Origin of the sequence: Duganella violaceipulchra, from assembly GCF_019166075.1 — a bacterium.
Lineage (GTDB): Bacteria > Pseudomonadota > Gammaproteobacteria > Burkholderiales > Burkholderiaceae_D > Rugamonas > Rugamonas violaceipulchra.
The window spans coordinates 12,388-35,315 of record NZ_JAHTGR010000009.1 but is presented as its reverse complement, the minus strand read 5'-3'; the positions used below and the strand labels follow the sequence as shown (position 1 = coordinate 35,315).

Sequence of the window (22,928 nt, the reverse complement as noted above, 5' to 3'; positions counted from 1 at the left end):
TTTTGCATCATCGTCCGCCCGTGTTCTGGCGCAGCGTCAGCGTGGCGTTGACCATGCCCGCGGTGTCCTGCGCGCTGATGTTCGCCTCCGAGACGGCGATGCGGCTTTCGGTGCGGATCGCGTCCAGCCAGGCCATCAGGGCTGGGAAGGACACGCCGCTCATCTGCACCTTGGCGTATTCGCCGGTGACGGACACCGATTGCGTGACCAGGCCGCGCGCCGTCAGGCCGGCGTTGAGCATCTCGCGCGTCATCGGCGCCGGGGCGATGGTGTTCTGGCCGCGCAGCGAGGCCGCTTCCAGCGCCAGCGCCTGCAGCTCGGCGGCCTGCTGGCGCAGCTCTGGCAGCGACTTGCGCAGCTTGGCGCCGCCGTCCAGCGCCGGCGCGACCAGCAGCGAATAAAACAGCGCCAGTCCCAGCACGGCGCCGCCGATGGCGAGGAACTGGCGTTCCTGCTCGGTACGCTCGATCCAGAAGGCCGACGCGCGGCCGCGGTACTCTTGTATCGTCAGTGTCAGCTTGCTCATGATTTTCCTCCGCCCGTGCCGCTTAGCGGACGTATTTGCCAGGTGCCTGGACGGTCTTCCGACAGGTCCAGCTTGCGCGCCGCCAGCGCGGAGCGCAGCTGCGCCAGCGTGCCGGTATCGACGGTGTTGGGTTTGACCTTCATTTGCAGCGCGTGCTCGCGGTATTCCAGCGTGGCGATGATGTCCTTGCGCGGCAGCGCGCCCAGCGCTTCGCCGAGGGCGGCGCTCAGCGCGGTGAATTCATCGGCGGCCGGCTGGCCGCCGTCGGCCTTGGCCAGCGCGATGTTCTTGCGCATCTGCGCGGCCGGGTCGAGTATCACCAGCTCTTTCGGATAGGCGGCCTTGAAGGTCTGCAGCATGGACAGGCTGACGGCGTCGGCCTCGCGCTTGAGGCGCAGCCATTCGACGTTCAGGCCGACCACGTTGACCAGCAGCGCCAGCGCGGCGATGCGCAGCGGCCAGCGCCAGCGCTGCCATTGGCGCGCGGAGGTGCCGCTGGCGCCCAGCGCCGGCGCCAGGTCCAGTCCCGCCGAACGGGAGGCGGCCACCCAGTGCGCCCAGTGGTCTTCCAGCAGGGTGACGCCGTGGCCGGCGTCCACATCGGCCACCAGCGGCGCGAACTGCGCCATCTGCGCCGCCGACAGGTACAGCGTGACCGGCTCGTCGCCCGCCATGGCGCGCAGCGTTTGCAGCGCGGCTTGCGGCTGCGCCGGCAGCGTCAGGCCCATGCCCATGGTCTGGGACTGGCGCAGTATCAGTTCGAAACCGGCGTCGCCGGTGCTCAGCGCGGCCGAGACGGAACCCGGCTGGAATGGCAGGCACAGTTGCGCCGGCAGCACCGCGATGTGGTGCGCGCCCTGCGCCATCAGCGCCTTGACCAGCACCTCGATCCAGCTGCGCTGGACCACGGCGACCGTGCGGGCGCCCTCGGCGTCGGCGGCGCCGGCCGCCAGCACGCAGTCGGCCGGATCGCCCAGCACCTGTTCTTCCACCAGCGCCGGCAGCGCGGCCTTCAGGCGCGCGGCGGACAGCGGTGGCGCCACCACGCGCAGCAGCGTGACGTCGGTGGCGGCCAGCAGCAGCACCACGCGGCGCGCCGATGCCACCAGGTCCGACAGGTTGCCCAGCGGCGAAGCGCCCTGTTGCAGCAAATTGCCGCCGTCGCCCACCAGCGCGAACGGGCAGGTCTGGGCCGCGCCGCTGTCGACGCTGGCCTTGGCCGGATAGCGGATAAGTAGTGTAGTCAAAGGGTCTCGCTTTCGTTCACGCTGTGTTTCATAGCTGTTCTAGTTTTCCCGTATCCATACCACTGACGTGATGCCGTTCCTCTCCCGATGCATCAGGGACTGCGTATCGAGCGCCGCCCGGTCCAGCCTCACCCGGCTGTAGGCCAGGAAGTAGCTGCTCTTGACGCCGAAAGGTACTTCCGGCGGCTGCATATCCTTCACCTGCGGCTGCCCCTTAAACGCTTCCACGGTGTAGTAAAAGACCCGCTTGCGCGTATTCACCATGGCAGCCGCATCCGACAGCGACAGCCGCTCATACAGCGCCGACATCAGCTCGGCCGGCACGGTATTCACGTTCAACTCCGTTGCCGGTTCCGGCAGGATGATGACGAACTCGCGCAAGCGCTCTATCGTCTGCGGCGTAAAGCCGCTCACCGCCAGCAAATCCTCCACCCGCAGCAGGTCGATCGGCTGCGGGCCAGTGGTTTTCGGCGCAGCCTGGCCTTCCTTTGGCAGCGCCGTTTGGGCGTTTGCCACCTGGGTAGCCACCGCCTGCGCCAGCGACGGATCGAGCCGCAGATTGGTCAGCAAGCGCTCGAACACCTTCACCTGGGTACCCTCGATCACATGGTTCACCGCCAGATTGGCAAGATTGTAACGCGACTGCGCGTCAATCATCTTGCCGGACAGGGTGGCGTTGAAATTTTCCGCCTCGGCGCGTTCGCGCTCGATGTAGTCGTCCAGCCGCGTTTCTTCCAGCGGCGTGGCCCAGATGCCGCCCGCCTGCGTGACCAATTGCGAATCCAGGAAGTCCTGGTACAGCACCAGCCGGCTCAGGTCCAGCGCGCCGCGCACGATCCAGCGCGTTTGCAGTTGCAGGCGCTGGTTCTCCATCGAGCGCACCTGCACCTGCTGCTGCCAGAACAGGCTGGCGACGATGGTCACCGCCAGCGTCGTCAGCAACAAGGCCGTGATGACGGCCACGCCGCGCTGGCGCCGCAGCTTCACAGTGCCCCCAGCAGAAAGGATTTGGTCATCGGGACTTCCTGGCCGTCCAGCACCATCGACACTTCCAGGCCGCTAGGCGCGCTGTTGGCAGCGGCCGGCGCCGGAGCAGGCATCGCGCCCGCCGCCTGCACCCAGCCCTGCGTGGTCCAGAAACGCATCGCCATGCGCTGCACGCCCGATTTCAGCGCCACGCTGGCGGCCGGATCGATGTCGCTATTGGCCGCCTGCCACATCGCGTCCAGCTGCGCCAGGTCGCGCGTGCCGGCCGATTCGCGCCGCGTCAGCATGCCGTCGCGCACGCGGTAGGACACCACCTCCACCCGCGTGGCCTCGTTCTCGGTCAACACCAGCCGCACCAGCGTGATGCGGCCGTCTTCCGCGCTCAGGATGGTGCGCGTGCCGATCAACTTCTGCGGCGCCAGGTTGGCGCAATCGCTTTGCAGCTGGGCGAAGGCCAGTTGCAGCCCGCGCGTCTGCTCCATCGTCGCGGTCAGCGCGGCGCGCGAGCGGATGATGCCGTCCAGCCCACGCCAGCCCAGCACCGCGACGATGGCGAGGATCGAAATCGCCACCAGCAGTTCGATCAGCGTGAAGCCGCGCGCGCGGCGCATAGTCGGCGTCATTGGTTCAACACCAGTTGGACCAGCTTGATGATGCGCCGGTCCGGCGCGGCCTGGTCGTAGACGCTGACCTCGACCCGGCGGAAGCGCGGATTCGGGCTGGCGATCACTTCCTCCTGGCACATCAGCTTCATGTCGCCCTGCGGGCATTCAAAGGTCTGCTTGCCGACCGCCGGGAACTGGCGCGTCAGGCGCAGCTGCACCAGCCGGTTCTCGGCCGACCAGGTGGCCATCATGGCGCCGCGCAGGCCGTCGCTGTTGGCGGTCAGGCTGCCGACCGCGCGCAGCGAGGCGCCAAGCGCGGTGCCGACGATCACCAGCGCCACCAGCACTTCCAGCAAAGTAAAGCCGCGTTGTCGAGGAAGGCGCATCTAGTCCACCGTGAAATGGCCGATGCCGTCGGCGCGGATGGCGATGCTGGCATCACCGGCGCTGAGGGTCAGCACGAAGGGTTTGTCGACCGGCTCGCGGCCGAAGACGATGCGCAGGTTGGCGTCGGCGACGTTGGGCGGCGGGTCGAGCATCAGCGTGATCGGGGCGTGCTTGAATTCGCGCTCGCGCAGCAGGTCGTCCTGCACCGCCACGTCCCATTGCTTGTCGTTGCGGATCAGGAAGCGGTAGCCGTCCGATCCCGCCTCGAAGGCGATCTGGCGGTTGCGCACGATGGCCTCGTCGCGCGCCAGTTGCAGCAGCAGCGCCACGCGCTGCGCGTCTTCACGCAGCGATTGCTTCTGGCCCGGCAGCGCGTTGAGCGACACCAGTCCCAGCGTGACGCCCAGGATGACCATCACCACCAGCAGTTCGATCAGCGTGAAACCACGCTGGCGGGCGGCGCGCATAAGCCGTGCTCCCTATGCGATCAGTTGTCCCAGGAGCCGATGTCGGCGTCGTCGCCGGTGCCGCCCGGCGCGCCGTCGGCGCCGTAGGAGAACACGTCGACTTCGCCCTTGATGCCCGGCGACAGGAACTGGTAGGGGTTGCCCCACGGGTCTTTCGGCATTTTTTCCAGGTAGCCGCCGGCTTTCCAGCCGTTGGCGGACGGGCCGGCGGTCGGCTTGGTCAGCAGCGCCTGCAGACCCTGCTCGGTGCTCGGATAGCGCTGGTTATCCAGCTTGTACAGCTTGAGCGCCTGCATGACGGTGGCGATATCGACCTTGGCGGCGGCCACTTTGGACTCGCCGGTGCGGCTCAGCAGCTTGGGCACGACCAGCGCCGCCAGCACGCCCATGATGACCACCACCACCATGATTTCGATCAGCGTAAAGCCGCGCGAGGCGGCACGACGGGGCAGGGAGAGTTTTTTCATATTCGATGACAAATTAAAATGATTGCAGAGTATAAGGCCGAATCGGCGCCAGCGGCACCCTAAAACGAGTTTTGCGCCGGGAGGCTTAAATGGGGCTTAAACACGGGCTTAACCGGGCGCCTGCGCGCCCGGTTTTTACCGCGTTTTACCTAGTCGCGCTGATGAGCGGTGGCGTCGATGCGACGGCGGGCGCCGTCGTTGCCGCCGCCGTTCATGTCCGCCACGGCGGCCGTGGTTCTCGCAAGCTGCGGCGCTGCCTTGACGAACGGCGCGACGCCCAGTGCCGTATCGATCTCCTGCGGATAGATGACATAGCCGCGCGTGATCACCGCCGCCACCTTGCGGACGTCGCCGATATCCTTGGTCGGATCGCCGTCCACCAGCACCAGGTCGGCCAGCTTGCCGGCGGCGATGCTGCCACGGTCGTTGCTGGTGCGGGTGTAGCGGGCGCCGTTGCGGGTGGCCACTTGCAAGGCCTGGGCCGGCGTCAGGCCGGCCTTGACCAGCAGCGCCAGCTCCGAATGCAGCGTGAAACCGGGAATGTCGTCGGTGCCGGCGACGATGGGCACGCCGGCCTTGTACATGATGCCGACGAATTCCACCATCTTGGCGTAGGACTGCTGGTAGCGCTTGAGCGTATCGGCGCCTTCGATCTTCATGGCGCCGACGGCGAAGCCGCGCGCCACGTCCGGCGGCATGTTGGCGGCGAAGGCGCGGTACGGCTCATTGACGTCGCCGTCCTTCTGCTGGATGAAGGCGAATGCCGACAGCGTCGGGTCGATCGAAATCTGCTTCTTCGCCAGGTCGGCGACGAAGTCCTTGAACGGCTTGGTGCTGAAGTCCATGCCGGCGACTTTCTCGGCCGGCAGCAGGAAGCGGTTCAGGTTGCGGGTTTCCGTGTCCGGCTTGACGAGGAAGTTCAGCAGCACCTGGTTGATGTGCTGGATCTCGTCGTAGCCGGCGTCCAGCGCCTCCTGCGCGCGCAGGCCGGCCGGAATGTGGCCGGACACGCGCATGCCGCGGCTGTGGGCGTAGGTCACGGTGTCCTTCAGGATGGCTTTCGGGAAGGAGTTGTAGATCTTCAGTTGCGGATAGCCGTGCTCCGCGTACCAGTCGATCGCGTCCTTCGCGCCCGGCAGGTCCTTGATGGTGAAGCCGTTCATGGCGCTGAACGGGCTCTCGCCTTCCAGGAAGCCGGCCGGCACCACCTGCGGCGCCAGCAGCTTGCCGGCGGCGGTTTCGTCCAGCATCGCCTGCAGTTGCTTGTTGTCGTTGCCCATGTCGCGCACGCTGGTCACGCCGGTGGACATGTTCAGCGCGCCGGACCAGCGGTCGACGTGGCCGTGCATGTCGAACAGGCCGGGCAACACGATGCGGCCGCCGGCGTCGATGGTGTTGTCGGCGCCGCGCACCGGCGAGCCGGCCGGCAGCACGGCGGTGATGCGGCCGCGCAGCACGTAGATGTCGGACGGCGCGCCGACGGTGGCCTTGTCGCTGTCGAACACGCGGGCGTTGCGCACCAGGGTCAGGCCGGTCAGCGGGTGTTGCAGCTTGGCGGCCAGGTCCTCCAGCATCTTGCTCTCGGCCTGCTTCTGGCGCGCGGCCAGCACTGGCGCGGCGCCCTGCCAGCCTTCTTCCAGCATGTTGGCGAAGCCGGGGATGATCACGCCGAACAGGCGCGGCTTGGCTCCGGTGGTGGCCCAGTAAAACGACGGCGACAGGCCGACGCCGGTTTGCGCCAGCAACTGCACGGATTGTTTCTGGCCGCCGTCGCCGTTCACTTCCAGCGTATCGAGCACGGTCTGCGACAGCGTGCCCGATGGCAGCAGCGCCATTTTGTGTCCGGGCGCGGCGTCCAGCGCGGTGATGTAGGCGGAAACGGTTTCAAAGGAGCCGTTCAGCGGCAGGTAGCCGGCCGGGCCGCTGACGGCCTTCTTGCCCTGCTCGGAGGTGGACTTCCATTCCGCCTGGTCGCCCTTGCGCTCGAAGCGCTCGTCGACCACGGCGCCGAAGGTGGAGTTGCCCTTGACGCTGTACTCGGTCATCACGCCGTCGGCGCCCATGCGGAATTGTTCCGCCAGTTCCGGGCCGCGGCCGTTGTTCTTGAAGATGAAACGTACTTTGGTCAGGCCGTCGTCCTGGCGCTCGACGGCTTGTTCGCCGATCTGCTTGCCGCTTTCCGAAATGATCAGGTACTTGGTGCTGGTGGCTGCCTGTGCGGCGAACGCCGCGGCCAAGGCCAGCGGCAATACAGCGAGTCGTTTCATCAACAAGATAAGTCTCCTTCCGGTTAGTGTTATTTTTTTGCGCAGACCGGGCAATCGCCGTTGCGCCCCACACCTATGCTGGTCCACTCCATGTGCAGACCGTCCAACATCAACAGGCGCCCGGCCAGCGAGGCGCCCACGCCCATCAGCAGCTTGAGCGCTTCGGCCGCCTGCATCGCGCCGACCACACCGACCAGCGGCGCGAACACGCCCATGGTGGAACAGGCCACATCTTCAAACTGCTGGTCCTGCGGGAACAGGCAGGAGTAACAGGGTTGCGCACCGCCGCGCGGATCGAACACGCTGACCTGGCCGTCGAAGCGTATCACCGCGCCCGACACCAGCGGCTTGCCCAGCGCGACGCAGGCGCGGTTGACGGCGTGGCGGGTGGCGAAGTTGTCGGTGCAGTCGAGCACCACGTCGGCCTGCGCCACCAGTTCGGCCAGGCGGGCGTCGTCGACGCGTTCGTTCAGCGCGGTGATGGTAATTTCCGGATTAATCTGGGCCAGCGTGATGCGCGCCGACTCCGCCTTGGATTGGCCGACCCGCTCGGTGGTGTGGGCGATCTGGCGCTGCAGGTTGGTGAGATCGACGGTGTCGTTGTCGACCAGCGTGATGTGGCCGACGCCGGCCGACGCCAGGTACATGGCGGCCGGCGAACCGAGGCCGCCGGCGCCGATCACCAGCGCATGCGCGGCCAGCAGCTTTTGCTGGCCTTCTATGCCGATTTCGTCGAGCAGGATATGGCGCGAATAGCGCAGCAGTTGCGAGTCGTTCATGGTCTCGGACCGGCGGCGCGCCTGTCGTTTATTGGGTTACTGGCTGTTTCAAGGCCGGCTTTTTTTCGCTGGCCTTGGGCTTGGATTCCGGCTTGGCGGTCGGTTTGACGGCTGGCTTGACGTCGGTCTTGTCGGTCTTGCTGTCCGACTTGATCTCGCCGACTTCGCCGCCGGCGGCGGGCGTCGCCTCCACTTTCGACAGCTTGACCGGCAAGCCCTTGAAGTGGTTGATCGCCTGCGCCAGCTGGAAGTCTTCCTTGGAGCCGAATTCCACCGGCTTGGCTTTCTTCGCCAGCGAGGCCGTGCCCTGGCCGTCTTCCAGCTCTTCGCGCTGTGCGTTCAGGGCTTTCTTGGCGGCGCCGTCGCCGTCCGGGTCCTTGTCGTTGTTCAGGTGTTTTTGCAGGTCCGCTTCCCGCACGCGCAGGCTGTTCAAGCCGTCGCCGTCGGCGGTTTCGTCGACCATCAGGTCCGGCACGATGCCGCGCGCCTGGATCGAGCGGTTGTGCGGCGTGTAGTAGCGCGCCGTGGTCAGCTTGACGGCGGTGTCGGCGGTCAGCTGGCGCAGCGTCTGCACCGAGCCCTTGCCGAAAGTCTGCGTGCCCATGATGGTGGCGCGCTTGTAGTCCTGCAGCGCGCCGGCGACGATCTCGGAGGCCGACGCCGAACCGGCGTTCACCAGCACCACCATCGGCACGTCCTTGAGCGCGGCCGGCAGCTTGGCCAGCGGATCGTTCTTGGGACGGGACGCATAGAACTCGCTGCGGCCGTAAAAAGTTTGCTTGGAGTCGAGCAGCTGGCCGTTGGTCGAGACGATCACCGCATCCTTGGGCAGGAAGGCGGCCGAGACGCCGATCGCGCCCGGCACCACGCCGCCCGGATCGTTGCGCAGGTCCAGCACCAGGCCCTTGATGTGCGGGTCTTGCGCGTACAGGGCGGTGATTTTCTTGGCCATGTCCTCGACGGTCGGCTCCTGGAACTGCGAGATGCGCAGCCACGCATAACCCGGCTCGATGATCTTGGCCTTGACGCTCTGCACGCGGATCTCCTCGCGCGAGATGGTCAGGACGATGGGCTTGTCCTCGTCCTTGCGGCTGATGGTGACGGTGACCTTGGAGTGCGGCTCGCCGCGCATCTTCTTGACGCTTTCGTCGAGCGACATGCCCTTGATCGGCGTGCCGTCGATGCGGGTGATCAGGTCGCCGGTCTTGACGCCGGCCTTGAAGGCGGGCGAATCCTCGATCGGCGAGACGACTTTGATGTAGCCGTCTTCCATGCCGACTTCGACGCCGATGCCGACGAATTTGCCGGCCACGGTCTCGCGCATTTCGCGGAAGGCTTTTTTATCCAGGTAGACCGAATGCGGATCGAGCGAGGACACCATGCCGGAGATGGCTTCGGTGAGCAGCTTCTTGTCGTCGACGTTTTCGACGTAGTCGGTTTTAATCAGGCCGAAGACGTCGGACAACTGGCGCAGCTCTTCGAGCGGCAGCGGCGAACCGGTGACTTTTTGCGCGATGGCGGAAAACTGCAAGGAGACGGCGACACCAGCCACCATCCCCAGGCCGATCAGGCCGATGCTCTTGACTTTGTTGCCCATTTTTTTCCGCGAACCTTAAAACTTGACCCAGCCAGCCGGATCGAATGCTGTGCCCTGATGGCGAAGCTCAAAGTATAGCCCCGATTCCTCGTTGCCGCCGCTGTTACCTGCGCTGGCGATCGAGTCGCCAGGCTTGACGACGTCGCCGACCCGTTTGAGCAGCGACTCGCAATTGCCGTAGATGCTCCAGTACTGGCCGCCGTGGTCGACGATAATCATGTTGCCGAAGCCGCGCAGCCAGTCCGAGAAGATGACCTTGCCGCTGGCGACGGAGCGGATCTCGGCGCCTTCGCCGGTGCGGATGAACACGCCCTTCCAGCTTGGGCCGTCGCCGCGCTTGGTGCCGAACTTGGCGGCGATCTTGCCGCTGACGGGCGGACGCAACTGGCCCTTGAGGCTGACGAACGGCGCACCGGACGGCACCGCCGGGGCCAGCGCGATATCCGCAGCCTTGGCGGCCGGCTTGGCCGGTTCTTCCTCGCGCGGCGCCGGCTTGAGCGGTTCCGGTGGTTTTGGCGGCGGCTGTTGCTGCGCCACTTTCGGCGGCTCGGTCTCGATGGTGGCCGGTTTGGACGGCGCCGGCTTGATGGTGCCGGATTTTCCCGTGTTGGCCTTGGCCAGGCGCTGGCGCTCGGCTTCGGCGGCGACCTTGGCCTTGGCCAGCGCACGCGCCTCGGCTTCCGCCTTGGCTTTGGCTTCCGCGTCCGCCCTGGCGCGGGCGGCGGCCAGTTGTTCCTGGCGTTTTTTCTCGGCGGCGGCGGCGATCGCCTGCTCCTGTATCAGTTTGCCCAGCTTGTCGACCAGGCCGGTCAGGCGCTGTTCGTCGCGCTCGACGTTGCCGGCTTCCTTGCGCTGGGCCACCAGTTTCTTCGACAGCGAGGCCAGCAAGTTGGCGCGGCGGGTCTTCTCCTGCTCCAGCTTGGCCTTCTGTTCCATTTCCTCGGCGGCGATTTCCTGCAGCTCGTCCTTGGCGTTCTGCGCCTCGGCCTGGTTGACCTCGACCGCCTTCAGGTTGGCGCGCAGCGAGTCCAGCAGGCGCGCCTGGGCCTGCGACACGTAGGACATCATTTGCAGGTCGCGGTTGATGCGGTTGGGGTTGTCGCCGGACAGCAGCAGCTTGATGCGGTCCTCGTTGCCGGCGACGTACTGGTCGCGCAGCAGCTTGGCCAGCTGCTGCTTTTGCTGGGCGACCGTGGCCGCCAGCTTGTCGTGCTCGACGGCCAGCTGTTGCAGCTTGGTGTTGGTGTCGCCCTGCTCCTGCGCCAGGTCGCGCAGCGAGCGGTTGGCGTCCGAGATCGCCTGTTCGGACTCGGCCAGCGTGTCGGCCGCGTCGTCCTTGGCGCTTTCGGTCTTGCCGATGTCTTTCTTGAGCGCGCTGAGTTTTTGCTGCAAGCCGGCGCGCTCGGCCTCGGCCGCCGCTTTCTGCTTGCTGCGCTCGGTGGTCTTGCTGAACGGCGCGGCCTGCGCCCCGTTCAGCATCATCAGCAAGAGTGCCGCACTGGTGGCGGCACCACGCCAGCCGCGGAAGGAAGAAGGCGACAAATTACTTGGCCTTGCCCTGGTTGGCGACGGCCGCCTGGGCCGCGGCGATGGCGTCGGCGTCACCCAGGTAGTAGTGGCGGATCGGCTTCAGGTTCTCGTCCAGCTCGTAGACCAGCGGCTGGCCGTTGGGGATGTTGAGGCCGACGATGTCGTTGTCGCTGATGCCGTCGAGCATCTTAATCAGGGCGCGCAGGCTGTTGCCGTGGGCCGAGATGATGATCTTCTTGCCGGCGCGGATGGCCGGGGCGATGTCCTCGTCCCACACCGGCATCACGCGCGCCACGGTGTCCTTCAGGCATTCGGTCAGCGGGATCTGCGACTTGTCCAGGCCGGCGTAGCGCGGGTCGTTGAAGGAGGCGCGGTCGTCGTTGTCGGCCAGCGGCGGCGGCGGCGTGTCGTAGCTGCGGCGCCATACCAGCACCTGGTCGTCGCCGTACTTGGCGGCGGTTTCGCCCTTGTCCAGGCCCTGCAGGGCGCCGTAGTGGCGCTCGTTCAGGCGCCAGTCGTTCTTGACCGGCAGGTACATCATATCCATCTCGTCCATGCTCAGCCACAGCGTGCGGATCGCGCGCTTGAGCACCGAGGTGTAGGCCAGGTCGAAGGTGTAGCCGGACTCTTTCAGCACCTTGCCGGCCGCCTTGGCTTCGGCGATGCCCTTCTCGGTCAGGTCCACATCGGTCCAGCCGGTGAAGCGGTTCGAGAGGTTCCAGGTGGACTCGCCGTGGCGCATGAATACGATTTTATACATGTGAACTATCTTCAAAAAGGATTGAACGGGACGGAAAACCGGTACTGCGAGAACTCTTCCAGCTTCTATTTTATAATGCGCGGATTGACTTAAACCATTGGAACCCTGTGAAATTCTTCATTGACAATATTTTCATCATCGCCATCGTGCTCCTTTCGGGCGGCGCCCTGCTCTGGCCGGTCCTGACGCAGCGCGGCAAACGCGCCTCCGCGCAAGAGGTGACGCTGTTGATCAACCGCAGCAAAGCCACCATTGTAGACGTCCGCGACGCAACGGAATTTGCTGCTGGTCACTTGCCAGAAGCCAAGAATATTCCGCTGGGCGAGCTGTCCAACCGCCTCGGCGAATTGGAAAAGTTCAAGACCAAGAGCGTGGTCGTGGTCTGCAAGACGGGCGCGCGCGCCTCGTCGGCGGCCGCCAAACTGGCCAAAGCCGGCTTTACCGACGTGGTGAACCTGGACGGCGGCGTTGCCGCATGGCAAAAAGCCGGCCTGCCGCTGGCCAAATAAGGAGGTCGAGATGACTGCCCGTGTAATCATGTACACCACCGCCGTATGCCCCTACTGCGTGCGCGCCGAGCGCCTGCTGGAAGCCAAGGGCGTGACCGGCCTGGAGAAGATCCGCGTCGACCTGGACCCGGAGCAGCGCATGCTGATGATGCAAAAGACCGGTCGCCGCACCGTGCCGCAGATCTACATCGGCGACACCCATGTCGGCGGTTTCGACGATTTGTATGCGTTGGATCAAGCTGGCGGCCTGTCGCCCTTGTTAAATGGCTAATCAGCCCCAAATACAACGAGAGGGCCGCAGAAATAGTTTGAAACCATAATGGTTTTGATACAATTGCCCTCGCGTTTGATTTGAGCTCCATACCAAGCAAACTTATTCTGAGCGGCCCGTGCCGCTCGTTTTCACTATAACGAAAGCGTTCCATGTCTGACGAAAACCTGCAACCAGTATTCCAAATCCAACGCGTCTACCTGAAAGACATGTCGCTGGAACAACCGAACTCCCCATCGATCTTCCTGGAACAGGAAGCACCGACCATCGAAGTCGCCCTGGACGTTGGCGCCGAGCCACTGGCCGATGGCGTGTTCGAATCGACCGTCACCATCACCGTGACCGCCAAAGTCAAAGACAAGGTCGCTTTCCTGGTTGAAGGCAAGCAAGCCGGTATCTTCGAAGCGCGCAACATTCCAGCAGAGCAGCTCGATCCGCTGCTGGGCATCGGTTGCCCGAACATCGTGTACCCTTACCTGCGCGCCAACATCGCCGACGTGATCACCCGTGCCGGTTTCCCACCAGTGCACCTGGCTGAGATCAACTTCGAAGTGTTCTACCAGCAGCGCATGCAAGCGATCGCCGATGCGGCCGCCGCAGCACCAGCAGCAACCGACGGCGCTGCCACCACGCACTAAGTCGTACTGAAGTACTTCGCTGCCGGGCGCCACGTCCGGCAGCGGTATCACCCCGACATGCCGCGCCTTCGCGCGCTGTCCATCTGCAAGGTAAGCCATGACATTTCCCCGTTTAATCGCCAGTCTGACCATGTTGTTGGCCATGAGTGCCAGTCACGCGTTCGACTTCAAAACGGTGGGCGCCGCACCCGTCATCCTCTACGACGCGCCATCGACCAAGGGCGGCAAGCTGTTTGTCGTGCCGCGCGGCGCGCCGCTGGAAGTGGTGCTGGCCTATGGCGAATGGCTGAAAGTACGCGACGTCAACGGCGAACTGGCCTGGACCGAGGCCAAAGGCCTGGTCGGCAAGCGCAACGTCATCATCCGCACCCCCAACCTGAAAATCCGCAGCACGCCGGACGATGGCGCCGCGCCGGTGTTCACCGCCGACAAGGGCGTGCTGCTCGAAGTGACCGAATCGGCCACTGGCGGCTGGCTCAAGGTGCGCCATCGCGACGGCCTGGTCGGTTACGTCAAGAATTCCGAAGTCTGGGGCATATAATTGCCGTAGCGGCGACATCCGGTCGCCGAATGAGGTCCCATGCAAGATAATCCAAACAAACCAGCGGCGACTGTCCGCAAGGTGGCTGTGCTCGGCGCAGGCGCCTGGGGCACCGCCGTCGCCATGGCGCTGGCCCAGCGTCACGACGTGCTGCTGTGGGGCCGCAATAGCGGCGCCCTGCAGGACATGGCGCGCGCGCGCGAAAACACCGGCTACCTGCCTGGTTATCCCTTCCCTGACGGCCTGCGGGTCGCCGCCGATTTCGACGCCGCGCTGGCCCATGTGGCCGGCCCGGACAGCCTGCTGATCGCCGCCTGCCCGGTGGCGGGCTTGCGGCCGCTGCTGGAGCAGCTCAAATCGCGGGCGATCCCGAACGTGGTGTGGCTGTGCAAGGGTTTCGAATACGGCACCGGCCTGCTGCCGCACCAGATCGTGCGCGCAGTGCTGGGCGCCGGCGTGGCCGGCGGCGCCTTGTCGGGACCGTCGTTTGCGCAGGAAGTGGCCAAGGGCCTGCCGTGCGCGCTGACCATCGCCTCCGACTCGGCGGCCTTGCGCGACTGCGTGGTGGCGACCGTCCACGGCGGCAATATCCGCGTGTATTCCAGCGAAGACCTGGTGGGGGTTGAGGTCGGTGGCGCGGTGAAAAACGTGCTGGCCATCGCCACCGGCGTGGCCGACGGCCTGGGCCTGGGCTTGAACGCGCGCGCCGCGCTGATCACGCGCGGCCTGGCGGAAATCACCCGGCTCGGCACCGCGCTGGGCGGGCATACCGAAACCTTCATGGGCCTGACCGGCATGGGCGACCTGATTTTGACCTGCACCGGCGACCTGTCGCGCAACCGTCGCGTCGGCCTCGGGCTGGCGCAGGGCAAGCCGCTGGACCTCATCGTGCAGGAGCTGGGCCATGTGGCCGAAGGCGTGCCGTGCTCGAAAGCCGTGCGCGAGCTGGCGGCCCGCATGGGCGTCGACATGCCGATCACCAACGCGGTGGCCGGCGTGCTGTTCGACGGCGACCAGCCGCAGGCGATGGTCTCGCGCCTGCTGGCCCGCGACCCGCGCGACGAAAAATAAGCACGGGGGTCAAGTCTGACATTCGGACACGAGCTCTGCCGTAGCCGTGGTTACGGCAGAGCTCGTGTCCGAATGTCAGACTTGACCCCCGTGGTTTTTATTCTTCTTCCTCTTCTTTTGCCGCGCGCATCCATTCGACCAGCGGGAATGCATCCTTGAGCCCGCTCGCTATCATCGGCACCAGCAGTTCCGGCTGGTTCATCGGCAGGTCGAGCTCGGTCCAGACGAAGAAACTCTTCAGCTTAATGTATTCGATGTGCTCGTGCTCAGGGTCGAAACCTTTGGGTGGGCGCATCAGCTTGCCCTCGTTCTGGATGTCGCCGAAGGTGGCTTTCAACTTCTTGTTCTTCAGCACCTTGCTGAAGCCGGCCGCGTCGTCGACCATGTGCTGGCGCAGCGCCTTCAGGCGCGGTGGCGGCGGCATGTATTCGCCGGCGCCGAACAACAAGCGGCCAGAGCCGTCGATCTGCATGTAGTAGGTCGGCCCGCCGGCCTTGCTCGGACGGCGCAGGTCGTTCGGCGCCACGGCCGCCGAGAAGCGCGTCTTGTACGGGCTCTTGTCGTGCGCGAAACGCACGTCGCGGTTGATGCGGAACATCGCCTTTTTCGGATTGCAGAACTTGACCGCCGGGTCGAACTTGCCCAGCTCGATAATCATGTCCGTCACCACTTGCAGGAATTCTTCGCGCAGGATGTCGTAGCGCGGTTTGTTCATGATGAACCAGGGACGGTTGTTGTTGTCCGCCAGTTCCTTGAGGAATTGAGTCAGGTCGCGCAGATGCATTAAAGTTCCTTATTTGGCGCCGGCCGGTCGCTTGCCGACCGTGATGTCCAGCGTGGTCTCGCGGCTCTTGCGCAAGATCGTCATTTTAGCTTTTCCGCCAGGAACGAGTTGGGCGATCACATTCAGCATCTCGTTGGTGTCGGCCACCGGCTTGTTGTCCACCGACAGCAGGATGTCGCCCGGCTTCATGCCGCCCTTGTCGGCCGGGCCGTTGCGCACCACGCCGGCGATGATGGCGCCGCTCTGGCGCTTCAGGCCGAAGCTCGACGCCAGCTCCGGCGTGATCTCCTGGGTTTCCACGCCGATCCAGCCGCGCACCACGTGGCCGGACTTGATGATGGCTTCCATCACCGACTTGGCGGTCGACACCGGTATCGCGAAACCGATGCCGACCGAGCCGCCCGACTGCGAATAAATCGCCGAGTTGATGCCCAGCAGGTTGCCGTTGGCGTCCACCAGCGCGCCGCCGGAATTGCCGAAGTTGATCGCGGCGTCGGTCTGGATGAAGTTCTCGAAATGGTTGATGTGCAGGTTGTTGCGGCCCAGCGCGGAGATGATGCCCATCGTCACCGTCTGGCCGACGCCGAACGGGTTGCCGATGGCCAGCACCACGTCGCCCACCTGCGCCTGCTCGGCCTGGCCCAGCACGATCACCGGTAGCTTGTCGAGCTCGATCTTGATGACGGCCAGGTCGGTCTCGGGGTCGGTGCCGACCACCTGGGCGGCCGCCTTGCGGCCGTCGGCCAGCATGACCTCGATTTCGTCGGCCGCCTCCACCACGTGGTTGTTGGTCAGGATATAGCCTTCGCCGGAAACGATGACGCCCGAGCCCAGGCTGGACTCCTCGTCGTCGCTCTCGCCGTCGTGATCGCGGTCGCGCTCGCCGAAGAATTTTTTAAAGAAGGGATCGCGCAGCAGCGGATGCTTGCCGCGCTTGGGTTTCTTGCTGGTGATGATGTTGACCACGGCCGGCATCGCCCGCCCGGCCGCCGCGCGGTAGGAACCAACCGCCACGCCGGGCGCCTTGCCCGGTCCCGCCTCCAGCATCAGGGCCGGATGGTCGGCGCTGCCCATTTGCTGGGTTCGCACCGGCGCGCGCCGCTCCGGCCCCACGGCCGTGTAGACGAAATACAGTGCCAGTACGACGGTCACCGTTTGCGCAAACAATAACCAGAGTCGTCGCATAGCTTTCAGCCTGCCGTCCCGGAAGACGGCGTCCTTGTTATTTCTTGAGTGAGTCGCGGATCTCGCGCAGCAGCACGATATCTTCCGGCGTCGGCGCCGGCGCCGCGGCCGCTTCAGCCGCCGCTTCCCTGGTGTTCAGGGTGCGCGCCTTGTTCATCAGGCGCACCATCTGGAAGATCACGAAGGCCAGGATGACAAAGTTCAGCAGGATGGTGGCGAAATTGCCGTAGGCCCACACCGCGCCCAGCTTTTTCGCTTCGACCAGGCTCAGGTGCGCATCCTGGCCGTTGAGGCCGATGTAGTAATTGGCGAAATCCAGGCCGCCGAACAGTTTGCCGATCGGCGGCATGATGATGTCGGCCACCAGCGAGTCGACGATCTTGCCGAAAGCGCCACCGATGATCACACCCACAGCCAGGTCGACCACATTGCCCTTCATCGCGAATTCTTTAAATTCCTGCATCATTGACATTTTTTTATCCCCGCTGTGGTCATTTGTGAACAAAACTGCGCTTGGATCATACTATTTTTTCAATTAGATTCCAAACACGCGCGCCCTGTGCGCATTTAGGTAGCGAATTACGCTATAAATTTGTCTTGTATCAATATCTATGGCTTGCGCCCCGCCAGTAGGGGATAGCCCGGCGGAATTCAAGTCCAAAACGGTGCGCAAATCGCGCCAATTGGGGTTACGGCAACGTTTTTGCTTTAATTCGTATCACGCTTACCTTATAATTTAAGGTTGCTAGAAGCTATATTCGTGCTTCATCAAGTTTCAGGTTTTGTTCTCGGTTCTCGGATTTTGTTCGCACTTTGACTGATTGGGGTTTGTATGAGTATCGAAAAGCAGGTCGATTCCGGCCGTCGCGGATTGCTCGTCGCAACAGGCGCGGCGGGTGGTGTAGTGGGTCTGGCAACCGCCGGGGCACTGGTTAGCACGTTCCAACCGTCCGAACGCGCTAAAGCGGCCGGCGCACCGGTGGAAGTGGATATTTCCAGCCTCAATCCAGGCGAAATGAAAACCGTCGAATGGCGCGGCAAGCCGGTCTGGATCATCAAGCGTACCCCTGAAATGGTGGCCTCGCTGAAAAAGACCGACGGCAAGGTGGCCGACGCCGACTCCAAGCGCAACCCGGACGAATTCACCCCGGAATATGCCCGCAACGAATGGCGCTCGCGCAAACCCGAGCTGCTGGTCGCTGTCGGCATCTGCACCCACCTGGGCTGCTCGCCCTCGTCCAAATTCACCCCAGGCCCGCAGCCATCGTTGCCGGACGACTGGGAGGGCGGCTTCCTCTGCCCATGCCACGGCTCGACCTTCGACATGGCCGGCCGCGTGTTCAAGAACAAGCCGGCGCCGGACAATCTGCAAGTGCCGCGCCATATGTTCCTGAGCGACACCAAGCTGATCATTGGTAAAGACGAGAAAGGCGAGGCGTAAATCATGGCGGCTTTCAAAGAGACAAAATTCCCGGCCGATGCTCCGGCCGCACAAAAGGCGCTGGGCTGGGTCGACGACCGCTTCCCGCTCACCAAGCTGTGGAATGATCAATGGGGCAAGTACTACGCTCCGAAAAACTTCAACTTCTGGTACATCTTCGGCTCGCTGGCCATGCTGGTGCTGGTGCTGCAGATCGTCACCGGCATCTTCCTGACCATGCACTACAAGCCGGACGCCCTGCTGGCTTTCGGTTCGGTCGAATACATCATGCGCGAAGTACCGTGGGGCTGGCTGGTGCGCTATATGCACTCGACCGGCGCCTCGGCCTTCTTCATCATCGTCTACCTGCACATGACGCGCGGCCTGCTGTACGGCTCGTACCGCAAGCCACGTGAACTGATCTGGCTGTTCGGTTTCGCCATCTTCCTGTGCCTGATGGCCGAAGCGTTCTTCGGCTACCTGCTGCCATGGGGCCAGATGTCGTACTGGGGCGCCCAGGTGATCGTCAACCTGTTCGGCGCCATTCCGCTGATCGGCCCTGACCTGTCGCTGTGGATCCGCGGCGACTACGTGGTCTCCGACGCCACCCTGAACCGCTTCTTCGCCTTCCACGTGATCGCGATCCCGCTGGTTCTGCTGGGTCTGGTGGCTGCCCACCTGATCGCGCTGCACGAAGTCGGTTCGAGCAACCCGGACGGCATCGAAGTGAAAGAAAACCTGGGCGCCGACGGCCACCCGGTCGATTCGATTCCTTCGCACCCTTACTACACCGTGCACGACCTGTTCGGCGTATCGATCTTCCTGCTGATCTTCAGCACCGTGGTGTTCTTCGCCCCGGAAATGGGCGGCTACTTCCTGGAATACAACAACTTCCTGCCGGGCGATTCGCTCAAGACCCCGCTGCACATCGCACCGACCTGGTACTTCACCGCGTTCTACTCGGTGTTGCGCGCCACCACCGCCGACTTCATGTGGGTGCTGATGTTCTTCGTCGCCGCCTACGTGGTGTTCATCTGGCTGAAATCGCGCCTGTCGAGCATGGTGAAGACCGCCATCGCCGTGATCGCGCTGGTGGCCATCATCGGCATGCTGCCGCAGGTGCTCGACGCCAAGTTCTGGGGCGTGGTGTTCTTCGGTGGTTCGGTGGTGATCCTGGCCTTCCTGCCTTGGCTGGACAAGTCGCCGGTCAAGTCGATCCGCTACCGTCCGAGCTGGCACAAGTATGTGTACGGCGTGTTCTTCTTCTGCTTCCTGGCGCTGGGCTACCTGGGTACCCTGCCACCGACCGAAGGCCGCACGCTGTTCTCGCAAGTATGCACCCTGCTTTACTTTAGCTTCTTCCTGTTCATGCCATGGTGGAGCGCCATGGGCACGTTCAAGAAGGTCCCGGACCGCGTAGTGTTCCACGCGCACTGATCGACCACCCCGGCTAAAGTACACAAAGGACATTACATGAATTTTCCTAAAAAACTGCTCGCCATCCTGGCATTGCTGCCAGGTCTGGCACTGGCTAACGAAGGCGGCATCGCGCTCGACAAGGCGCCGGACCGTTCGAATAACATGGCAGCACTGCAACATGGCGCCAAGCTGTTCGTCAATTACTGCCTGAACTGTCATAATGCGTCCTCGATGCGCTACAACCGTCTGCGCGACCTCGGCCTGACGGAAGAGCAAATCAAGGCCAATTTGCTGTTCACCGGCGACAAAGTCGGCGAAATGATGACCACCACGATGAATCCGAAAGATGCGAAAGCATGGTTCGGCGTGGTGCCGCCGGACCTGTCCGTCATTTCGCGCGCGAAATCGTCGGGCGCCGGCAGCGGCGGCGACTATCTGTACACGTATCTGCGCACCTTCTACAAGGACGACACCCGCCCGACCGGCTGGAACAACCTGGTGCTCAACAACGTGGCGATGCCGCATGCGCTGTGGGAACTGCAGGGCGTGCAGAAGGTCAAGATGGAAGAAGTGGCCGATCCGCACGAAGAAGGCAAGAAGATTCATCAGTTTGCCGGCTTCGAGCAGGTCACGCCGGGCAAGCTGAGCAAACTGGAATATGACACTGCGGTGGCCGACCTGGTCGGTTACATGGAGTGGATGGCGGAGCCTGCGGCGCAGACCCGCAAGAAACTGGGCGTGGCGGTGGTGCTTTTCATGGCCCTGTTCGCCTTCCTGGCATGGCGCCTGAACGCGTCGTTCTGGAAAGAAGTTAAATAATCGAGAGCGCCGGCTGGCCGGCGCTTGTTTTGCGATGCCCGCGTTGGCGGGCGATCTGGGGTGATCCGTTCGCGGCTTCACCCCCTTTGTTTCTAAGGAACTATAAAAATGATGGTTCTCTACTCGGGTACAACCTGCCCATTTTCGCAACGCTGCCGTCTGGTCCTGTTTGAAAAAGGCATGGACTTCGAAGTGCGCGACGTCGACTTGTTCAACAAGCCGGAAGACATCTCGACCATGAATCCGTATGGTCAGGTGCCTATCCTGGTTGAACGTGAATTGATCCTGTACGAATCGAACATCATCAATGAGTACATCGACGAACGCTTCCCGCATCCGCAACTGATGCCGGCCGATCCGCTGATGCGCGCGCGTGCGCGCCTGATGCTGTTCAATTTCGAGAAGGAATTGTTCGTTCACGTGCACGTGCTGGAAAGCGAACGCGCCAAGAGCAACGACAAGAGCCACGACAAGGCCCGCGCAGAAATCCGCGACCGCCTGACCACGCTCGCGCCGCTGTTCCTGAAGAACAAGTACATGCTCGGCGATGAGTTCTCGATGCTGGACGTGGCGGTCGCGCCGCTGCTGTGGCGTCTGGATCACTACGGCATCGAACTGTCGAAGACCGCAGCGCCGCTGATGAAGTACGCCGAGCGCATCTTCTCGCGCCCTGCCTATATCGAAGCGCTGACGCCGTCGGAAAAGGTCATGCGCCGTTAATTTGGGCGTTGACCGTTTTACTTGAAGTCTATCGGCGCGTTTGCCGGCCTTAGTCGGCGGCGCGCCGGGTTCTACTGCAGTCTGGAATACCATGTCTGAAATCTCAACCAAGCCCTACATGCTGCGCGCCATTTATGAGTGGTGCACGGATAGCGGCTATACGCCCTACCTCGCCGTCAAGGTCGACGCCTCGACCACGGTGCCGATGGAATATGTGAAAAAAGGCGAAATCGTCCTCAACATCAGCTTCGGCGCCACCTCGGGCCTGAAGATGGACAACGACAGCATCCGCTTCCACGCGCGCTTCGGCGGCGTGTCGCGCGAGATCTACGTCCCGGTCAACAACGTCATGGCGATCTATGCCAACGAGAACGGCCAAGGGATGGCGTTCGAGCCGCAAGCGGGCTTTGCCGAGCCGGTGGCGGACGAAGAAATCAGCGCGCCGGCGCCGGTGCTGGCGGCTGTTCCAGCGCCTTTGCAAGAGGCCAAGAGCGAGGCCCCAAGCGCTCCGGACGACGATAACGAGCCGCCAAAAAAGGGCGGCCGGCCTACTCTTACGCGAATTAAATAGCGTATAATTCGCCCCGTACAAGTTTCGCCGACTTAGCTCATTTGGTAGAGCAGTTGATTTGTAATCATCAGGTGGCCAGTTCGAAACCGGCAGTCGGCACCAGCAAGATCAAGGGCTTACAGAGATGTAAGCCCTTTTCATTTGGGCGAGTATCAACGGCGCCAGTAATGAGTAAGCAGTACCCGCAAGATGCTCGATAGCGCTTCTCGCACCTCCTGCTCCATACTCGTAAATGGGCTGCCGATTGGGACGACCGCTCCCGACGGCAGACCGGCGACGCGCTATGAGTACTTCGACAGGTAAAACACGCCCGAATCGGGAAATAATGTTGCGATCCGCATACCCTGCAACTTCGGCAAAAGCGCTGCAATACCGGCAGCCACGCAGCCGCTTGAGCCGCCGACGAGAATACCTTCCTCCCGTGCGAGACGCCGTCCCCATACCAATGCCTGCTCATCAGAAACCTGTAGGACATCATCGACGACCGACGGGTCGAAACTGGATGAAGGCTGCAGCTTTCCAACTCCTTCGATAACAGTACCAAACTGTCCCTGAGTCGGCGCGTCCGTCACTACTTTTCGGTAGGACGAGTGTAGCGGCTCGACACCGATCACCCGTAATGCCGGATTGCGCTCCTTAAGGTAACGTCCAATACCCGAGATGGTGCCGCCGGATCCGATACCACACAAAAAGACATCGATCTCGCCATCCAGTTGCGTCCACAGCTCAGGCCCGGTATCAGTGTAGTGGGCCTCCCGGTTCAAATCGGAACAATACTGGTCGAGGTAAAACGCATCGTCTTCCTTTGCAATCCGCTCGGCAACCGCATGGTAGCCAAGCTCGGTGGCCCGCTCACTATCGACGCTGCACAGGTGGACGCGCGCTCCATACGCACCGATGCGCTTGATCTTTTCATTGCTCGTGGTCTCCGGCACAGTGACGTCACAGCGCAGTCCAAAAATGGCGCTCGCCATCGCCAGCGCCGCACCGGTGTTCCCTGATGAGCTCTCGACAACCCGCTCGGTCCCTTTAGGCATGGATTTAAGCATATGCCGCACCATACGATCCTTGATGCTCCCGCCCGGATTCATATACTCTAGTTTGGCTACGACGTGTGCGTTAGGGAAAATACGCTTCAACCTGACCACTGGAGTATTGCCAATGGCCTCCATTACGGACTCTTTAACTTGGGACCCCACGTCGCACCCTTCATTAGTGTTGAAATGGAGATAGCATAATGCAATTATTTCTCCAGTAATAATTAATGCTGGGTCGTTGCAAAAAATTTTGCATCCTTGCATTTATCGTTTTGACACCATGGATGTAGGCCGGGCCTGTGAAATTAGTCGTCGATGTCACCG

The 22,928-nt window shown here is 63.1% G+C and carries 26 protein-coding genes and 1 tRNA gene; 11 read left to right on the top strand and 16 right to left on the bottom strand.

The window, feature by feature from the left end; translation table 11 throughout:
• Positions 1-7: 7 nt before the first annotated feature.
• From KVP70_RS17560 to gpmA, 12 genes are all read right to left on the bottom strand, one after another.
• Positions 8-526, bottom strand: a complete 519-nt coding sequence (locus tag KVP70_RS17560; protein ID WP_217943504.1) for a type II secretion system protein M — start codon at positions 524-526, stop codon at positions 8-10.
• Positions 523-1,773: a type II secretion system protein GspL gene (gspL, locus tag KVP70_RS17555; protein ID WP_217943503.1), complete on the bottom strand. Its 1,251-nt coding sequence runs from the start codon at positions 1,771-1,773 to the stop codon at positions 523-525. The genes KVP70_RS17560 and gspL overlap by 4 nt, the downstream gene beginning before the upstream one ends.
• Positions 1,774-1,812: 39 nt before the next feature.
• Positions 1,813-2,760 carry a type II secretion system minor pseudopilin GspK gene (gene gspK / locus KVP70_RS17550; protein WP_217943502.1) on the bottom strand — a complete coding sequence of 316 codons (948 nt, stop codon included), beginning with the start codon at positions 2,758-2,760 and terminating at the stop codon, positions 1,813-1,815.
• Positions 2,757-3,383 carry a PulJ/GspJ family protein gene (locus tag KVP70_RS17545; protein WP_217943501.1) on the bottom strand — a complete coding sequence of 209 codons (627 nt, stop codon included), beginning with the start codon at positions 3,381-3,383 and terminating at the stop codon, positions 2,757-2,759. Before KVP70_RS17545 ends, gspK begins: the two co-directional genes overlap by 4 nt.
• On the bottom strand, positions 3,380-3,751 hold the full coding sequence (gene gspI, locus KVP70_RS17540; RefSeq protein WP_026334832.1) for a type II secretion system minor pseudopilin GspI: 372 nt from the start codon (positions 3,749-3,751) through the stop codon (positions 3,380-3,382). The genes KVP70_RS17545 and gspI overlap by 4 nt, the downstream gene beginning before the upstream one ends.
• The gene (locus KVP70_RS17535) at positions 3,752-4,219 is read right to left on the bottom strand and encodes a GspH/FimT family pseudopilin (protein ID WP_217943500.1); all 468 of its coding nucleotides are present in this window, start codon (positions 4,217-4,219) and stop codon (positions 3,752-3,754) included.
• Positions 4,220-4,239: 20 nt separating this feature from the next.
• Complete coding sequence (gene gspG, locus KVP70_RS17530; protein ID WP_217943499.1) at positions 4,240-4,686, bottom strand: type II secretion system major pseudopilin GspG; 447 nt, start codon at positions 4,684-4,686, stop codon at positions 4,240-4,242.
• 149 nt (positions 4,687-4,835) lie between these two features.
• Positions 4,836-6,953, bottom strand: coding sequence for an amidohydrolase family protein (locus KVP70_RS17525; RefSeq protein ID WP_217943498.1), 2,118 nt, complete (start codon positions 6,951-6,953; stop codon positions 4,836-4,838).
• A 29-nt stretch (positions 6,954-6,982) separates the two neighbouring features.
• A complete protein-coding gene (locus tag KVP70_RS17520; RefSeq protein ID WP_217943497.1) occupies positions 6,983-7,732 on the bottom strand; it encodes a HesA/MoeB/ThiF family protein in 750 nt (249 codons plus the stop codon).
• Between the two features lie 28 nt (positions 7,733-7,760).
• On the bottom strand, positions 7,761-9,329 hold the full coding sequence (locus tag KVP70_RS17515) for a S41 family peptidase (protein ID WP_217943496.1): 1,569 nt from the start codon (positions 9,327-9,329) through the stop codon (positions 7,761-7,763).
• A 15-nt stretch (positions 9,330-9,344) separates the two neighbouring features.
• Entirely contained in the window at positions 9,345-10,811 is a 1,467-nt protein-coding gene (locus KVP70_RS17510; RefSeq protein WP_217943693.1) for a murein hydrolase activator EnvC family protein, read from the bottom strand.
• A gap of 61 nt (positions 10,812-10,872) precedes the next feature.
• A complete protein-coding gene (gene gpmA / locus KVP70_RS17505) occupies positions 10,873-11,619 on the bottom strand; it encodes a 2,3-diphosphoglycerate-dependent phosphoglycerate mutase (RefSeq protein WP_217943495.1) in 747 nt (248 codons plus the stop codon).
• Between the two features lie 107 nt (positions 11,620-11,726).
• Here gpmA and KVP70_RS17500 point away from each other — a divergent pair, with 107 nt between their 5' ends.
• The 5 genes from KVP70_RS17500 (at position 11,727) to KVP70_RS17480 (ending at position 14,649) form a co-directional block, all read left to right on the top strand.
• Positions 11,727-12,128 (top strand): rhodanese-like domain-containing protein, encoded by a 402-nt coding sequence (locus KVP70_RS17500; protein WP_217943494.1) that lies wholly within the window; start codon positions 11,727-11,729, stop codon positions 12,126-12,128.
• A gap of 10 nt (positions 12,129-12,138) precedes the next feature.
• Complete coding sequence (gene grxC, locus KVP70_RS17495; protein ID WP_176652980.1) at positions 12,139-12,399, top strand: glutaredoxin 3; 261 nt, start codon at positions 12,139-12,141, stop codon at positions 12,397-12,399.
• A 152-nt stretch (positions 12,400-12,551) separates the two neighbouring features.
• Entirely contained in the window at positions 12,552-13,037 is a 486-nt protein-coding gene (secB, locus tag KVP70_RS17490; RefSeq protein WP_217943493.1) for a protein-export chaperone SecB, read from the top strand.
• A gap of 97 nt (positions 13,038-13,134) precedes the next feature.
• Entirely contained in the window at positions 13,135-13,578 is a 444-nt protein-coding gene (locus KVP70_RS17485; protein WP_217943492.1) for an SH3 domain-containing protein, read from the top strand.
• Positions 13,579-13,617: 39 nt separating this feature from the next.
• Positions 13,618-14,649, top strand: a complete 1,032-nt coding sequence (locus KVP70_RS17480; RefSeq protein ID WP_217943491.1) for an NAD(P)H-dependent glycerol-3-phosphate dehydrogenase — start codon at positions 13,618-13,620, stop codon at positions 14,647-14,649.
• Positions 14,650-14,746: 97 nt separating this feature from the next.
• Here KVP70_RS17480 and KVP70_RS17475 read toward each other — a convergent pair whose 3' ends face one another.
• Genes KVP70_RS17475 through mscL form a run of 3 tightly spaced genes read right to left on the bottom strand, consistent with a single transcriptional unit; the run spans position 14,747 to position 17,090 of the window.
• On the bottom strand, positions 14,747-15,433 hold the full coding sequence (locus KVP70_RS17475) for a DUF2461 domain-containing protein (protein ID WP_217943490.1): 687 nt from the start codon (positions 15,431-15,433) through the stop codon (positions 14,747-14,749).
• A 9-nt stretch (positions 15,434-15,442) separates the two neighbouring features.
• Positions 15,443-16,618: a Do family serine endopeptidase gene (locus KVP70_RS17470; protein WP_217943489.1), complete on the bottom strand. Its 1,176-nt coding sequence runs from the start codon at positions 16,616-16,618 to the stop codon at positions 15,443-15,445.
• A gap of 37 nt (positions 16,619-16,655) precedes the next feature.
• Complete coding sequence (mscL, locus tag KVP70_RS17465; protein WP_304515522.1) at positions 16,656-17,090, bottom strand: large conductance mechanosensitive channel protein MscL; 435 nt, start codon at positions 17,088-17,090, stop codon at positions 16,656-16,658.
• Between the two features lie 360 nt (positions 17,091-17,450).
• Between mscL and petA the strand changes: the two genes are divergently transcribed.
• From petA to KVP70_RS17435, 6 genes are all read left to right on the top strand, one after another.
• Entirely contained in the window at positions 17,451-18,059 is a 609-nt protein-coding gene (gene petA / locus KVP70_RS17460) for a ubiquinol-cytochrome c reductase iron-sulfur subunit (RefSeq protein ID WP_026334826.1), read from the top strand.
• 3 nt (positions 18,060-18,062) lie between these two features.
• Positions 18,063-19,475 carry a cytochrome b gene (locus tag KVP70_RS17455; protein ID WP_217943487.1) on the top strand — a complete coding sequence of 471 codons (1,413 nt, stop codon included), beginning with the start codon at positions 18,063-18,065 and terminating at the stop codon, positions 19,473-19,475.
• Between the two features lie 36 nt (positions 19,476-19,511).
• Positions 19,512-20,276, top strand: coding sequence for a cytochrome c1 (locus KVP70_RS17450; protein ID WP_217943486.1), 765 nt, complete (start codon positions 19,512-19,514; stop codon positions 20,274-20,276).
• Positions 20,277-20,384: 108 nt separating this feature from the next.
• A complete protein-coding gene (locus KVP70_RS17445; RefSeq protein ID WP_008443913.1) occupies positions 20,385-20,996 on the top strand; it encodes a glutathione S-transferase N-terminal domain-containing protein in 612 nt (203 codons plus the stop codon).
• Between the two features lie 91 nt (positions 20,997-21,087).
• Positions 21,088-21,567: a ClpXP protease specificity-enhancing factor gene (locus KVP70_RS17440; RefSeq protein ID WP_217943485.1), complete on the top strand. Its 480-nt coding sequence runs from the start codon at positions 21,088-21,090 to the stop codon at positions 21,565-21,567.
• A 26-nt stretch (positions 21,568-21,593) separates the two neighbouring features.
• A tRNA-Thr gene (locus KVP70_RS17435) sits at positions 21,594-21,669 on the top strand.
• A 179-nt stretch (positions 21,670-21,848) separates the two neighbouring features.
• On the opposite strand, the gene KVP70_RS17430 is transcribed toward KVP70_RS17435, so the two are convergent.
• Positions 21,849-22,739: a PLP-dependent cysteine synthase family protein gene (locus KVP70_RS17430; RefSeq protein ID WP_229224899.1), complete on the bottom strand. Its 891-nt coding sequence runs from the start codon at positions 22,737-22,739 to the stop codon at positions 21,849-21,851.
• Positions 22,740-22,928 lie beyond the last annotated feature (189 nt).

Coding starts and splice junctions, on each gene's coding strand:
- KVP70_RS17560 (WP_217943504.1), bottom strand. CDS start 526: ATGAGCAAGCTGACACTGACGATACAAGAGTACCGCGGCCGCGCGTCG.
- KVP70_RS17545 (WP_217943501.1), bottom strand. CDS start 3,383: ATGACGCCGACTATGCGCCGCGCGCGCGGCTTCACGCTGATCGAACTG.
- gspI (WP_026334832.1), bottom strand. CDS start 3,751: ATGCGCCTTCCTCGACAACGCGGCTTTACTTTGCTGGAAGTGCTGGTG.
- KVP70_RS17535 (WP_217943500.1), bottom strand. CDS start 4,219: ATGCGCGCCGCCCGCCAGCGTGGTTTCACGCTGATCGAACTGCTGGTG.
- gspG (WP_217943499.1), bottom strand. CDS start 4,686: ATGAAAAAACTCTCCCTGCCCCGTCGTGCCGCCTCGCGCGGCTTTACG.
- KVP70_RS17525 (WP_217943498.1), bottom strand. CDS start 6,953: ATGAAACGACTCGCTGTATTGCCGCTGGCCTTGGCCGCGGCGTTCGCC.
- KVP70_RS17520 (WP_217943497.1), bottom strand. CDS start 7,732: ATGAACGACTCGCAACTGCTGCGCTATTCGCGCCATATCCTGCTCGAC.
- KVP70_RS17515 (WP_217943496.1), bottom strand. CDS start 9,329: ATGGGCAACAAAGTCAAGAGCATCGGCCTGATCGGCCTGGGGATGGTG.
- KVP70_RS17510 (WP_217943693.1), bottom strand. CDS start 10,811: ATGATGCTGAACGGGGCGCAGGCCGCGCCGTTCAGCAAGACCACCGAG.
- gpmA (WP_217943495.1), bottom strand. CDS start 11,619: ATGTATAAAATCGTATTCATGCGCCACGGCGAGTCCACCTGGAACCTC.
- grxC (WP_176652980.1), top strand. CDS start 12,139: ATGACTGCCCGTGTAATCATGTACACCACCGCCGTATGCCCCTACTGC.
- secB (WP_217943493.1), top strand. CDS start 12,552: ATGTCTGACGAAAACCTGCAACCAGTATTCCAAATCCAACGCGTCTAC.
- KVP70_RS17485 (WP_217943492.1), top strand. CDS start 13,135: ATGACATTTCCCCGTTTAATCGCCAGTCTGACCATGTTGTTGGCCATG.
- KVP70_RS17480 (WP_217943491.1), top strand. CDS start 13,618: ATGCAAGATAATCCAAACAAACCAGCGGCGACTGTCCGCAAGGTGGCT.
- KVP70_RS17475 (WP_217943490.1), bottom strand. CDS start 15,433: ATGCATCTGCGCGACCTGACTCAATTCCTCAAGGAACTGGCGGACAAC.
- KVP70_RS17470 (WP_217943489.1), bottom strand. CDS start 16,618: ATGCGACGACTCTGGTTATTGTTTGCGCAAACGGTGACCGTCGTACTG.
- mscL (WP_304515522.1), bottom strand. CDS start 17,090: ATGTCAATGATGCAGGAATTTAAAGAATTCGCGATGAAGGGCAATGTG.
- petA (WP_026334826.1), top strand. CDS start 17,451: ATGAGTATCGAAAAGCAGGTCGATTCCGGCCGTCGCGGATTGCTCGTC.
- KVP70_RS17455 (WP_217943487.1), top strand. CDS start 18,063: ATGGCGGCTTTCAAAGAGACAAAATTCCCGGCCGATGCTCCGGCCGCA.
- KVP70_RS17450 (WP_217943486.1), top strand. CDS start 19,512: ATGAATTTTCCTAAAAAACTGCTCGCCATCCTGGCATTGCTGCCAGGT.
- KVP70_RS17445 (WP_008443913.1), top strand. CDS start 20,385: ATGATGGTTCTCTACTCGGGTACAACCTGCCCATTTTCGCAACGCTGC.
- KVP70_RS17440 (WP_217943485.1), top strand. CDS start 21,088: ATGTCTGAAATCTCAACCAAGCCCTACATGCTGCGCGCCATTTATGAG.
- KVP70_RS17430 (WP_229224899.1), bottom strand. CDS start 22,739: ATGGAGGCCATTGGCAATACTCCAGTGGTCAGGTTGAAGCGTATTTTC.